The following is a 12,857-nucleotide window of genomic DNA, read 5'->3' on the forward strand; positions in this document are numbered from 1 at the left end:
CGAACGTTATTTAATCGGAGTCTGATCGGGACCTACTGATAAAACGAGTACGCTAATCTTAACGCCGCCTAACTATAACTGAAAGTGAAGCCAACGCATTTTTTATTTTGAGAGAACGTTATATATAAAGAAAGTTCCATCGAATGCAAATTAAACATAATCTGCTGCCGACCAAGACTTTAAATCAATATGTCCATAACCGGACAATTCGGTAAACGTGCGCAGCAATATGGGCTGGACGTCAGTAAGCGTTGTTCCCGGCTTCTGGGCACTGACTTGCGTCATTTGCATTCCGGCATAGCCACAGGGATTGATGCGTAGGAAAGGGGCGAGATCCATCGCGACATTGAGAGCAAGACCGTGAAATGAACAACCTTTACGGATGCGCAGCCCCAACGAACAGATTTTCTCCTCACCAACGTAGACACCAGGGGCGTCAGGGCGGGCATGGGCATCAATATCGAGATGAGCCAGCGTATCAACGACGGTCTGTTCAATGCAGGTTACCAACTGACGCACGCCCATTTTATTGCGCTTCAGATCAAGCATGATATACATCACCTGCTGGCCCGGTCCGTGGTAAGTCACTTGTCCACCGCGGTCGCTCTGAACCACGGGAATGTCGCCGGGCATCAATACATGCTCAGCTTTTCCGGCCTGGCCTTGGGTAAATACCGGGGAGTGCTCGACCATCCAGATTTCATCAGGGGTGTCGTGTGTACGGCGATCGGTGAAGTTGTGCATTGCCTGTGAAACAGGCTGGTAGGGCTGGAGACCCAACTGGCGCAAAATGATATGAGTTTGTGACAAAGTGGTTATCATCAGTTTGTGACATCATTGCACCAGTATAACCAGTGAAGTTACGGGTCACCAGCAGTTACGCGATTAACGGGTGTTTACAGCACCATACGAACAATCTCAATATTACCCAGCTCGTCATACAGCGTTTCGACCTGATCGATATGGGTCGCGGTAATGGTGATGGAGACTGAGTGATAGTTGCCTTTGCTGCTCGGTTTCACCTGAGGTGAATAATCGCCCGGAGCATGGCGCTGCACCACTTCAATCACCTGGTCAACCAGCTCGGGCTGTGCCAAACCCATAACTTTATAGGTAAAGGTACAGGGGAATTCGAGCAGTTCGTTCAGCTTGGTTTTCATGTGTGCTCCAGAGTTATGGCGTTCGATAGCATAAATTATAACTCCCGCCGGGGCAGGAGTTATATTTAATAAATGGGGGCATTCCCGTCTTTTTCAAGGCTCGCTTTAACCGAACCAGTGATGGAACATCAACTTGATATAGTCAACGATGCGGCTAAAGAAACCGCCTTCCTTGACTTCAGTCATGACCACCAGCGGACGCTGATCGATGGTTTTGCCGTCCAGTTGGAAGTTGATGGAGCCAACCACCTGATTTTTAGCCAGTGGTGCATGGATTTCCGGATTGGTCAGCACGTAGCTGGCCTTCAGGTCTTTCATGCGTCCGCGTGGAATAGTCAGGTAAACGTCTTTATCCACACCCAACTGCACGCGATCGGTATCGCCGAACCAAACGGGTTCGGACGCAAATTCTTTACCCACTTTCAAAGGTGACACGGTTTCAAAGAAACGGAAACCCCAGGTCAGCAGTTTTTTGCTTTCTGTTTCACGGCCTTTATAGGTGTGACCACCCAGTACCGCCGAGATCAGACGCATCTGACCTTCGGTCGCTGACGCAACCAGATTGTAGCCAGCGGCATCGGTATGACCGGTTTTGATGCCATCCACGTTCAGGCTGGTATCCCACAGCAGACCATTGCGGTTGGTCTGGCGGATCTTGTTGAACGTAAAATCTTTTTCTTTATAGGTCGCATACTCGTCCGGGACATCACGAATCAGCGCCTGACCAATCAACGCCATATCACGTGCCGAACTGAACTGGCCATCCGCATCCAGACCATGAACCGTTTCGAAATGGGTATTCTGCAGACCCAACGCGTTGACGTAGTTGTTCATCAGCCCAACAAACGCGTCCTGACTGCCAGCAACGTAATCTGCCATGGCGACACAGGCATCGTTGCCTGATTGCAGAATAATACCGCGGTTCAGTTCGGAAACCGGTACACGATCGCCAGGTTTCAGGAACATCAGCGAGGAGCCTCTGAACGCCGGATTACCGGTCGCCCAGGCATCTTTACCGACGGTAACGATGTCATTTGGGGTGATTTTTCCTGCTTTGATCGACTGGCCGATAACATAACTGGTCATCATCTTGGTCAGGCTGGCAGGGTTGCGGCGGGCGTCGGCATTCATTTCAGCCAACACTTTACCGGAGTTGTAATCGATCAGGATGTACGCTTCCGCATCTATCTGCGGGACACCTGGGATCATGGTTTTTAGGTTGACATCATCGGCGTGAGCCACTGAGGCAGCGCTTAGCGCAATAACAGTGCCGAGCGTAAAGCTCTTGAGTAAACGGGAAGTAGTTACAAGTTTCATGATCGGGACAACAACATCCGTAAGAGTTAGTGAAAAACGTGCCACACTATAGCAGATGAGAGATCCACAGGCATCAGACATTCCGGGGACTTATGGGCGTTTACACAGTTTTACCTGGTCAAAACAGGGGGAAACTTTGGGTAATACGCCCATTCGCAGAGGGGAATATCGTCGCGGGTGAATACTTACATTCCACCTTGTGCAGCGGTAATAAATGATTGCTGCTGGGCTTCTGACGCCAAACGCTGCTGTAATGCGGCGGCTTGCTGGCGAGTACTGAACGGACCCAACTGGACACGGTAAACATTGCCAGACGCATTCACTTTGCCTGGCACACCGAAACGTTGGCTCAGGCTTTGCTGCCAGCTCTGCGCGCGTTGTGCATCGCTCAATGCACCGACTTGCACCACATAGGCACCGCCGGTTGCGGCAGAGGCGACGGGTGCAGCCATTGGCGCACTGGCAACCACCGGCGCACTCACTGGCGCGACCGGTTCATCGTTCTCCAGAATACCGCGTGGTACGGCGGTAGGCGCTTGCAGGAAGCCGCCGCTGGAACCTGTTGAAGACGTTACAGCAGTGTTTGGCATGCTATTGCCCGTGCTCAGGCTCTGATTGTCGATAGGGCGCACGTCGGCGGCGTTGGTATCAGGTTGCATGGTTTGCACCGGGGTGCCCATGCTGTTCGCGCCGAGTTCCGGGCGAGACGGCAGTGCGTAACTCTGTTTGGCTACGGTGGTGCCAATGGTGCCCGGGCCTGACATCGAACCATCAGGTGCCACGCTGATAAAATCGACTTTAACTTTGGTGTTGTTAGACAGGTTCAGCCTTTCAGCCGCTGCACGCGAGAGATCGATAATGCGGCCTGAGGTGTAAGGGCCACGATCGTTCACACGAACCACCAATTGACGACCATTGCTTAAATTGGTCACCCGCACATAACTGGGAATCGGTAGGGTAGGGTGAGCGGCAGTCAGTGCGTTGGGATCAAACACTTCACCAATGGCGGTGGTATTGCCGTTGGCTTCCTCTCCGTACCAGGTCGCAAGACCCGTTTGCGAGAAGTTTTGTGGGTTTTTCTCAATGCTGTAGCTTTTGCCGTTGACGGTATAATCCTGGTTGGTACCAGGGTTGTAAGGCTCGTAACGTGGCTCAGCCCCGCCAATTTCGACGACCGGTCCGTTGTAGGCAGGCTGTGGAACTTCCTGCTGCTGTTGCGTTTCTGTGGTACAGGCGTTCAAAAACAGCCCGATGATGCCGACCCAAAGCCACTCCTTACGCATTGCTCACCTCTATAAATTTTTGGATAACATTTTTCGATGAGTATGTATCGACATCACGATACCAAACCCGGCCATCAGGACGATTAACGCCGATCCCCCGTAACTAACCAAAGGCAAAGGTACGCCAACCACCGGCAAAATTCCACTTACCATGCCGATGTTCACAAAGACATAAACGAATAATATCAACATCAGCCCACCGGCCATAACGCGGCCAAAGGTGGTTTGCGCATGGGCGGCAATCACCAGTCCGCGCATGATCAGACAGAGATAGAGGGCCAGCAGGATCAACACCCCCACCAATCCAAGCTCTTCGGCCAGGACGGCAAAAATAAAGTCAGTGTGGCGTTCGGGCAAAAACTCCAACTGGGACTGGGTACCGTGCAGCCAGCCCTTACCGGACAAACCCCCAGAACCGATGGCGATTTTTGACTGGATGATATGGTAGCCAGCACCCAGTGGATCGGTTTCCGGGTCAAGCAGCATCATGACCCGATCGCGCTGGTAATCATGCATCAGGAAAAACCAGAGTATCGGGATGAAGGCGGCAACCAGCAGGGCAGCCACGGCGATCAGTTTCCAACTCATTCCTGACAGAAACAGCACAAACAGACCGGACGCGGCGATAAGAATTGATGTACCGAGATCGGGTTGTGCGGCGACCAGCAACGTTGGCAGGAATATCAGAATCAGCGCAATACCAGTATTTTTTAACGACGGCGGGCAGACATCGCGATTCATAAAGCGGGCAACCATCAGCGGCACAGCGATTTTGGCAATTTCCGAGGGTTGGAAGCGCACGATGCCCAGATCCAGCCAACGCTGCGCCCCTTTACTTATCTGACCGAAAGCATCGACCAGCACCAGCAAAATGACACAGACAAAATAGAGATAGGGAGCCCAGCTTTCATAGACGCGTGGCGGTATCTGAGCCATAACCAGCATGATTACCAGACCCATCAGGATCTGGCCAATCTTGCGTTCCATCATATCCGGATCCTGGCCGCTGGCGCTCCATATGACGAAGGCGCTGTAGGCCAGCAGCCCCAGAATTATCAGCAAAAACGGGAAATCAATGTGGAGCTTGACCCAGAATGATCCCTTTTGTTGGCTCTCAGTCATGGTTTACCTTAATCACCTTCTGTTCCGGGCGGCAGAGGCGCAGCGTCCGGCAACACAGTATTGTTATCGCCCAGTAAAATATGGTCGAGGATCTGGCGGGTGATGGTCCCTACCGCCGGGCCTGCGCCGCCGTTCTCCAAAATGACCACCACGGCAACCGTGGGTTTGTCATAAGGCGCGAATGCTGTCATCAGTTTATGGTCACGCAGGCGTTCCGCAATTTTATGGGCGTTGTAGGTCTCGTTTTCTTTCAGGCCAAATACCTGCGCTGTCCCGGATTTTGCCGCCGCTTTGTAAGGCGCATCGGTAAAACTTTTGCGCGCCGTGCCATTCGGACGGTTGGCGACGCCATACATCCCGTCTTTCGCCAACTCCCAGTAACCGGAATGGATATCACCGATGTGGGTGGTCTCTTCCTGCACATACGGCATCTGCTTGCCATCTACCTTGGTGCTCAGCATCAGGTGCGGTGTTTTCACCACGCCATCATTGATCAACGTCATCAACGCCTTGATCATCTGGACCGGGGTTGCTGTCCAGTAACCCTGGCCGATACCGACGGGAATGGTGTCGCCCTGATACCAGGGTTTTTTATAGCGCTTGAATTTCCAGTCGCGGTTCGGCATGTTTCCTGACCGCTCTTCGGAGAGATCGATGCCCGAATAGTGGCCGTAACCAAATTTCCCCATCCACTCGGAGAGGCGATCAATACCCATGTCGTAGGCGACCTGATAGAAGAAGGTATCCGCGGACTCTTCCAGCGATTTTGTTAAATTCAACCGGCCATGACCCCATTTCTTCCAGTCGCGGAAGCGTTTTTCCGACCCAGGCAGTTGCCACCAGCCTGGATCGAAGAGCGTCGTATTGCGGGTGATTACGCCAGCGGTCAGCGCGGAAACGGCAATATAAGGTTTCACCGTAGAGGCGGGTGGGTAGATCCCCTGCGTTGCGCGGTTAATCAGCGGACGGTTTTCATCATTGAGCAGCGCACGGTAATCGGTGCCGGAAATTCCATCCACGAACAGATTTGGGTCGTAACTCGGGTTTGAAACCAGCGCACGTATACCGCCGTCACGCGGATCGGTGACGATAACGGCGGAGCGGCTGCCTTCCAGTAACTTTTCGATATACTGCTGCAAATGCAGATCGAGGGTCAGGTAGATGTCTTTACCTGCTTGCGGGGGTTGTTCATGCAACTGCCGGATCACCCGGCCACGGTTGTTGACTTCCACCTCTTCATAGCCGGTTTTACCGTGCAGAACATTTTCGTAGTAACGTTCAATACCCAGTTTCCCTATATCATGGGTCGCGGCATAGTTTGCCAGAATCCCATCTTTATCGAGGCGCTCCACATCACGATCGTTGATTTTCGAGACATAGCCGATTACGTGGGTCAGGGCAGAACCATAGGGATAATAACGACGCTGATAGCCTTTGACTTCCACGCCGGGGAAATGGAATTGATTGACAGCAAAACGTGCGACCTGAACTTCTGTCAGGGCCGTTTTTACCGGAATTGAGGTAAAGCGACGCGATCGTTTGCGCTCTTTCTCAAAATTGACAATATCTTCATCAGTGAGATCAACCACGGGCTTGAGCTGTTGCAGGATAGCATTCAGGTCGTCGACCTTTTCCGGCACCAACTCCAGCTGATAGATAGTGCGGTTGAGCGCCAGCGGAATGCCGTTGCGATCGTAGATAATGCCGCGGCTGGGCGCGATGGGCACCAGCTTGATACGGTTTTCATTTGAGCGTGTGCGATAATCCTCAAAACGTACAATCTGTATGTTATAGAGGTTAGCCACCAGTATACCGCTGAGTAATAGAATGCCAACGAACGCCACCAGAGCACGGCGCACGAACAGGGCAGACTCCGCGGTATAGTCGCGAAAAGGGTTACGATCTATTTTCATCCCGCTACTTTAGTTTCACTCTGCTCACAATCACCGACCGGTTATTCCCGGTGGTAAGGATGATTTGTGGTTATACTCCACGCGCGATAGAGGCTTTCAGCCACTAAAACCCGCACTAAAGGATGAGGCAAGGTCAACGGGGAGAGCGACCAACTCTGCTCTGCTGCCGCTTTACAGGCGGGCGATAGCCCTTCAGGCCCACCAATTAACAGGCTGACATCGCGGCCATCCTGTTTCCAACGTTCAAGCTGCTGCGCCAGCACTGGCGTTTCCCACGGCGTGCCGGGGATATCCAGTGTGACGATACGATTACCTTTACCGAGCGCGGCAAGCATTTGCTCACCTTCTTTCTCCAGAATCCGCTTTATATCGGCATTTTTACCGCGTTTTCCCGCTGGGATTTCTACCAGCTCAAACGGCATATCTTTCGGAAAGCGGCGCAGGTAATCCGTAAAGCCCGTCTGCACCCAGTCTGGCATTTTGGTGCCAACGGCCACCAGTTGCAGTTTCACGGTTTAACTCCAGAGCTTTTCGAGTTCGTACAGCGCGCGGCTTTCTTCCTGCATCACATGCACAATGACTTCGCCCAGATCAACGACGACCCAGTCAGAATCATTAATTCCTTTCACACTCATGGTATCCATACCTGCCGCTTTGGCTTCTTCAACGACGTGTCCGGCAATGGACAGGACGTGACGGCTGGACGTACCGGTACAGATGATCATGCAGTCGGTAATACTGGATTTGCCTACGACATCCAACGCAATGATGTCCTGGCCTTTCAAATCATCAATTTTATCAATGACAAAATCTTGGAGCTCTTTACCTTGCAAAGGTTCCCCCTCGGGTCTATTCAACGCATAACGGATCAGTAGTGCACCACCCCAACGCCAGGCGTGGGAGTGACTGCTCACTCATGCCGCAATAATTATCTCATGGGCAGGCTGTCACAGGACTATCGAATATGTTTCAAAAATCAACAAGTTGAATGATATGGAAACGGTCTTTAGCGGACATCCGAAATGTAAGCGGCGCAGTATAGCATGTGCTATCTACTCGCGATATAAACCCTGTGAGTGGATGTAACGCTGCACTGCAGGCGGCAGTAAATCATCACAGGCTTCGCCGCTGTGTAAACGGCGACGGATATCCGTTGCAGATATTTCTGATAATGGGGTATCTGCAATATAAATCATCCCATGAGCCTGCATTTTCAATTTTTTCGGTTCATCCACCCGATGGTTATTCAGCCATTGCTGCAACTCTTCGGTTTCCATTTCATTACTGTAACCTGGCCGCGCAAGAACCAGCAGATGGCAAACACCCAGCAAATCCTGCCAGCGATGCCATTTATGTAACGTCAGCAATGAATCCTGCCCAATAATAAACGCCAGAGGAACGGCAGCGCCATATTCTTTACGTAACGTTTCAAGAGTCTCAATGGTGTAGGACGGCGAATCGTGCTTTAATTCACGATTATCGATAGAAAACAAAGGATTGCCTGCAATTGCCAACTCTACCATCTTCAGGCGTTGCAGTGGGTTGGCTTTCGGTTGCGGCCGGTGTGGCGGCACATTATTTGGCAGCAGAGTCACTCTATCCAGACCCACTTGCCGGGCGAGTACTTCAACGGGCCGCAGATGACCATAATGAATAGGATCAAAGGTGCCGCCAAATAGCGCAAACAGCGCCTTCTCAGGGCATGAGGTCAGTGTTTCGGCCATCAGTTTTACCTTCGTATCAATAAAAACCAGTGGGTAGGGGTTTGCCGCATACAAGCATAGACAGACTTTCCAACTCAGGCCATATCGACTGGCCGTAATCCTGCTTCAAGGTGATCTCCATCCGGGTTAACAGATGGATAGCTTGCTGTAGCTGGGGAAGCGTCAGGCGCTGGAGAGCCTGGGTAATTAACGTGCGGCGGTTTTGCCACACTTTATGTTGATCAAACAGCGCCCGCAGAGGTTGGTGATCCATCTGACGTTTCAGCGTCAGCAGCAGCAACAGTTCTCGCTGCAACGTTCGCAGCAAAATCACCGGTTCGCTGTCTTCCTGTTGTAATTGCTGGAGGATATGCCACGCACGTTTGCTTTTACCCGCCATAAGCGCGTCCAGCCAGTGATACGGGGTAAAGTGGGCGGCATCATTGACTGCCTGTTCCACGCGGGGCAGGGTCAGTTTTCCGTCAGGGTAGAGCAGCGACAGCCGTTCCAATGCCTGCGCGAGCGCCAGCAGATTACCTTCATAGCAATAGCACAACAGCTGATTTGCCTGATCGTCGAGCGTCAGTTTCATATTGCTGGCGCGTTGTGAAACCCAGCGGGGCAATTGTGCCTGTTCCGGTGTCTGACAGGTGACAAACACACCCTGCGGACTGAGTGCTTTAAACCAGGCACTGTTTTCCTGCGCTTTGGTCAATTTGACGGCACGCATAATCAGCAGGATATCGGGATGCAGCAGCGTGGCCAGTTTGGCCAATTGTTCACCCATCGGTGCCGGTGGGCCGTTGTCGGGCAGGATCAGCAGCAATGTTTGCCGGGTAGCAAACAGGCTCATGGCCTGGCAGATACTGAAAATGGCGTCCCAGTCAGTATGGAGATCCACATTGAAACTGTAGTGTTCGCTGAATTCATGCTGTTGGGCGATGGCGCGGATATGGTCCTGGCTCTCTTGCAAGAGAAGGGGATCATTTCCACATAATAGATAACAAGCGCGCAGCCCCTCATGGAGCTGCGCGACAAGTTGTTCGGGATAAAGGCGGATCATTGCGCGGTGGCACTAACCGGTGTGGCGTTCGCCGCAACGGCAGCCTGATCTTCTTTCATCCTTGTTTCTTCTGCAGCGTGAACCGACAACAATCTGCGTACCAGTTGTTGCGCAGCCTGCTGACGCATTTCTTGCAGAATAATGTCTTGCTCGGCATCTTTCGCCAAGGCAGTCAGCGGGTTATCGAAGAATGAACGGAATACCCGGACATTAATCGGATAAAGATCGCGGCCTGGCAAAAGAACCTGGGCATTGACCTGCATCACCATCTGGAACTCGGCCGTTTTACCGTCCTGGAAGATAGAGACGGTATCTCTGCTGTCGCTGGAGCTGACGATGCGCAAAGACGGTAAATCCTGACGTTTGGCATCCCGCGAGACGGTCACATTGCTCAGACGCAGTTGTTCACGCACAGCCCGCGTAAGCGGGCCATAAGGATCATAGCTGTCGAGCAACAACGTTTGTAGTTCTTCGGGCACTTGGGTCGTCCCGCGAAGATGAAAACCGCAGCCGGAAGTGACCAAGACGGCCACGCCAAGCAACAGCATCAAAATACGATGTCGCACAACTCCTCCTTGTCTCAACCTACCACCAGGTTGAGCAGTTTGCCGGGAACATAGATTACTTTGCGAACGGTAACCCCATCCAGATATTTGGCGACCAGATGTTCCTGGCCCGCACGTTCACGAACCTGTTCTTCAGAAGCATCGGCAGCCATGGTGATTTTACCACGAACCTTGCCATTAACCTGCACGACGATCAGTTTGGAATCCTCAACCATCGCTTTTTCATCGGCAACTGGCCATGGCGCAGTATCGATATCGCCTTCGCCACCGAGCGCCTGCCACAAATCGAAGCAAACGTGTGGTGTGAACGGATACAGCATCCGCACGACGGCCAGCAAGGCTTCCTGCAACAAGGCACGATCCTGCTCACTCTCTTGCGGCATACGGCCCAGCTTGTTCATCAGTTCCATCACAGCGGCAATGGCGGTGTTGAAGGTCTGGCGACGGCCAATGTCGTCGGTCACTTTCGCGATGGTTTTGTGCAGATCGCGACGCAGATCTTTTTGCGCCTCGGTCAGTGTTTCAACGTCCAACGCAGAGGCGGCACCTTTTTCAGTATGCTCAAAGGCCAGTTTCCAGACGCGCTTCAGGAAACGGTTTGCACCTTCCACACCCGACTCCTGCCACTCAAGCGTCATTTCAGCCGGTGAGGCAAACATCATGAACAGACGTACGGTGTCAGCACCGTATTTTTCAACCATTACCTGCGGGTCGATACCGTTGTTCTTGGATTTGGACATTTTGCTCATGCCAGCATAGACCAACTCACGACCCTGCGGATCGAAGGCTTTGACAATGCGGCCTTTTTCATCGCGTTCTACCGTGGCATCCACAGGTGAAACCCAAATACGCTCGCCGTTGTCCCCGCTGTAATAGAAGGCATCAGCCAGAACCATGCCCTGGCACAGCAGGCGTTTGGCAGGTTCGTCCGAGTCGACCAGACCCGCATCACGCATCAGCTTATGGAAGAAGCGGAAATACATCAGGTGCATGATGGCGTGTTCGATCCCACCAACATACTGATCAACCGGCAGCCAGTAGTTGGCAGCCGCAGGATCCAGCATACCCTGATCGTATTGCGGGCAGGTATAACGTGCGTAGTACCAGGACGATTCCATAAAGGTATCGAAAGTATCGGTTTCACGCAGCGCAGGCTGACCGTTGACTGTGGTTTTCGCCCACTCGGGATCGGCCTTGATTGGACTGGTAATACCGTCCATGACGACGTTTTCTGGCAAGATCACCGGTAATTGATCTGCTGGTGCAGGAATCACGGTACCGTCTTCCAACGTCAGCATCGGAATCGGTGCGCCCCAGTAACGCTGGCGCGAGACGCCCCAGTCGCGCAGGCGATAGTTCACTTTGCGCTGGCCAACACCCAGACTGACCAGTTTATCGGCGATAGCGTTGAAACCGGCCTGATAATCCAAACCGTCAAATTCGCCGGAATTGAACAGGGTGCCTTTTTCGGTCATCGCTTGCTGGCTCAGATCGGGCTCAGAACCGTCAGCAGCCAAAATCACCGGTTGAATCGGCAGGCTATATTTCTTGGCAAATTCCCAGTCGCGCTGATCGTGACCCGGAACCGCCATGACTGCGCCAGTACCGTAATCCATCAGTACAAAGTTGGCGACCCAGATAGCGACTTTTTCACCGGACAAAGGATGGATGGCAAAAATGCCGGTATCCATGCCTTTTTTCTCCATGGTAGCCATTTCGGCTTCGGCCACCTTGGTATTGCGGCATTCAGCAATGAAATCTGCCAGCGCAGGATTGCTTGCCGACGCCTGCAAAGACAATGGATGACCGGCAGCCACGGCCACATACGTCACACCCAAAAAGGTGTCAGGACGGGTGGTATAGACCGACAGTTTCTCTTCACTGTCTTGCACGTCGAACGTAATTTCGACCCCTTCAGAACGACCAATCCAGTTGCGCTGCATGGTTTTGACCTGCTCAGGCCAGCTTTCCAGCGTGTCAAGATCGTTGAGCAACTGATCGGCATAGTCAGTGATTTTAATGAACCACTGAGGAATTTCTTTACGCTCGACTTTGGTATCACAACGCCAGCAGCAACCGTCAATAACCTGCTCGTTAGCCAGAACAGTCAGATCGTGTGGGCACCAGTTCACTGCGGAGGTCTTTTTGTAGACCATGCCTTTTTCGTAAAGCTTGGTGAAGAACCATTGTTCCCAACGATAGTAGTCAGGTTGACAGGTGGCGATCTCACGGCTCCAGTCGTAGCCAAAACCCAGCAGTTTGAGCTGGTTTTTCATGTACTCGATGTTTTCGTAAGTCCAGGGTGCCGGTGCGGTATTGTTTTTGACCGCAGCCCCTTCAGCCGGAAGACCAAAGGCATCCCAGCCAATCGGTTGCAGGACGTTTTTACCCAGCATGCGCTGATAGCGCGAGATCACATCGCCGATAGTGTAGTTACGAACGTGACCCATATGTAGGCGGCCAGAAGGATAAGGCAACATGGAGAGGCAGTAATACTTCTCTTTGCTTGCATCTTCAGTAACCTTGAAAGTTTGCTTCTCTTGCCAGTGAAGCTGAACGTTTGACTCTATGTCTTCGGGACGGTATTGCTCTTGCATGGCGGCCGATGGTCCTATGGTGAAAAACAGCTACGCCTGTAGCTTCATCTGTTTCATATAAAGAGATCCGCATAGCATAGCTGATAAGCGGCAGGCGCAACAACACCAAGCGCCAGACAGAGGTGTTTTTCTC

Annotated in this window: 12 protein-coding genes; all 12 read right to left on the minus strand. The window is 52.3% G+C overall.

The window, feature by feature from the left end; genetic code table 11:
* Positions 1-150 precede the first annotated feature (150 nt).
* The 12 genes from lipB to leuS all read right to left on the minus strand — a co-directional run bounded on the left by lipB (position 151) and on the right by leuS (position 12,724).
* Positions 151-822 carry a lipoyl(octanoyl) transferase LipB gene (gene lipB, locus DRI82_RS01535; RefSeq protein WP_114191737.1) on the minus strand — a complete coding sequence of 224 codons (672 nt, stop codon included), beginning with the start codon at positions 820-822 and terminating at the stop codon, positions 151-153.
* Positions 823-896: 74 nt separating this feature from the next.
* A complete protein-coding gene (gene ybeD / locus DRI82_RS01540; protein WP_114191738.1) occupies positions 897-1,160 on the minus strand; it encodes a DUF493 family protein YbeD in 264 nt (87 codons plus the stop codon).
* 105 nt (positions 1,161-1,265) lie between these two features.
* Entirely contained in the window at positions 1,266-2,477 is a 1,212-nt protein-coding gene (dacA, locus tag DRI82_RS01545; RefSeq protein WP_114191739.1) for a D-alanyl-D-alanine carboxypeptidase DacA, read from the minus strand.
* Between the two features lie 185 nt (positions 2,478-2,662).
* Positions 2,663-3,760, minus strand: coding sequence for an endolytic peptidoglycan transglycosylase RlpA (rlpA, locus tag DRI82_RS01550; protein ID WP_114191740.1), 1,098 nt, complete (start codon positions 3,758-3,760; stop codon positions 2,663-2,665).
* 9 nt (positions 3,761-3,769) lie between these two features.
* Positions 3,770-4,882, minus strand: a complete 1,113-nt coding sequence (gene mrdB, locus DRI82_RS01555) for a peptidoglycan glycosyltransferase MrdB (protein ID WP_114191741.1) — start codon at positions 4,880-4,882, stop codon at positions 3,770-3,772.
* 8 nt (positions 4,883-4,890) lie between these two features.
* Complete coding sequence (gene mrdA / locus DRI82_RS01560; protein ID WP_114191742.1) at positions 4,891-6,795, minus strand: peptidoglycan DD-transpeptidase MrdA; 1,905 nt, start codon at positions 6,793-6,795, stop codon at positions 4,891-4,893.
* Positions 6,796-6,836: 41 nt separating this feature from the next.
* Complete coding sequence (gene rlmH / locus DRI82_RS01565) at positions 6,837-7,307, minus strand: 23S rRNA (pseudouridine(1915)-N(3))-methyltransferase RlmH (protein WP_114191743.1); 471 nt, start codon at positions 7,305-7,307, stop codon at positions 6,837-6,839.
* Positions 7,308-7,310: 3 nt separating this feature from the next.
* Positions 7,311-7,628, minus strand: a complete 318-nt coding sequence (gene rsfS / locus DRI82_RS01570; protein ID WP_114192006.1) for a ribosome silencing factor — start codon at positions 7,626-7,628, stop codon at positions 7,311-7,313.
* Between the two features lie 219 nt (positions 7,629-7,847).
* A complete protein-coding gene (nadD, locus tag DRI82_RS01575; protein ID WP_114191744.1) occupies positions 7,848-8,519 on the minus strand; it encodes a nicotinate-nucleotide adenylyltransferase in 672 nt (223 codons plus the stop codon).
* A gap of 16 nt (positions 8,520-8,535) precedes the next feature.
* A complete protein-coding gene (gene holA, locus DRI82_RS01580; protein WP_114191745.1) occupies positions 8,536-9,561 on the minus strand; it encodes a DNA polymerase III subunit delta in 1,026 nt (341 codons plus the stop codon).
* The gene (gene lptE / locus DRI82_RS01585) at positions 9,558-10,127 is read right to left on the minus strand and encodes an LPS assembly lipoprotein LptE (protein ID WP_114191746.1); all 570 of its coding nucleotides are present in this window, start codon (positions 10,125-10,127) and stop codon (positions 9,558-9,560) included. The genes holA and lptE overlap by 4 nt, the downstream gene beginning before the upstream one ends.
* A gap of 14 nt (positions 10,128-10,141) precedes the next feature.
* Positions 10,142-12,724 carry a leucine--tRNA ligase gene (gene leuS, locus DRI82_RS01590; RefSeq protein WP_114191747.1) on the minus strand — a complete coding sequence of 861 codons (2,583 nt, stop codon included), beginning with the start codon at positions 12,722-12,724 and terminating at the stop codon, positions 10,142-10,144.
* Positions 12,725-12,857: the final 133 nt, after the last annotated feature.

The sequence above is a fragment of the Edaphovirga cremea genome (genome assembly GCF_003332275.1).
Taxonomy (GTDB): Bacteria; Pseudomonadota; Gammaproteobacteria; order Enterobacterales; family Enterobacteriaceae; genus Edaphovirga; species Edaphovirga cremea.

Bases quoted from the DNA above. Each gene is read 5' to 3' on its own strand.
- lipB (WP_114191737.1), bottom strand. From the start codon at position 822: ATGATAACCACTTTGTCACAAACTCATATCATTTTGCGCCAGTTGGGT.
- ybeD (WP_114191738.1), bottom strand. From the start codon at position 1,160: ATGAAAACCAAGCTGAACGAACTGCTCGAATTCCCCTGTACCTTTACC.
- dacA (WP_114191739.1), bottom strand. From the start codon at position 2,477: ATGAAACTTGTAACTACTTCCCGTTTACTCAAGAGCTTTACGCTCGGC.
- rlpA (WP_114191740.1), bottom strand. From the start codon at position 3,760: ATGCGTAAGGAGTGGCTTTGGGTCGGCATCATCGGGCTGTTTTTGAAC.
- mrdB (WP_114191741.1), bottom strand. From the start codon at position 4,882: ATGACTGAGAGCCAACAAAAGGGATCATTCTGGGTCAAGCTCCACATT.
- mrdA (WP_114191742.1), bottom strand. From the start codon at position 6,795: ATGAAAATAGATCGTAACCCTTTTCGCGACTATACCGCGGAGTCTGCC.
- nadD (WP_114191744.1), bottom strand. From the start codon at position 8,519: ATGGCCGAAACACTGACCTCATGCCCTGAGAAGGCGCTGTTTGCGCTA.
- holA (WP_114191745.1), bottom strand. From the start codon at position 9,561: ATGATCCGCCTTTATCCCGAACAACTTGTCGCGCAGCTCCATGAGGGG.
- leuS (WP_114191747.1), bottom strand. From the start codon at position 12,724: ATGCAAGAGCAATACCGTCCCGAAGACATAGAGTCAAACGTTCAGCTT.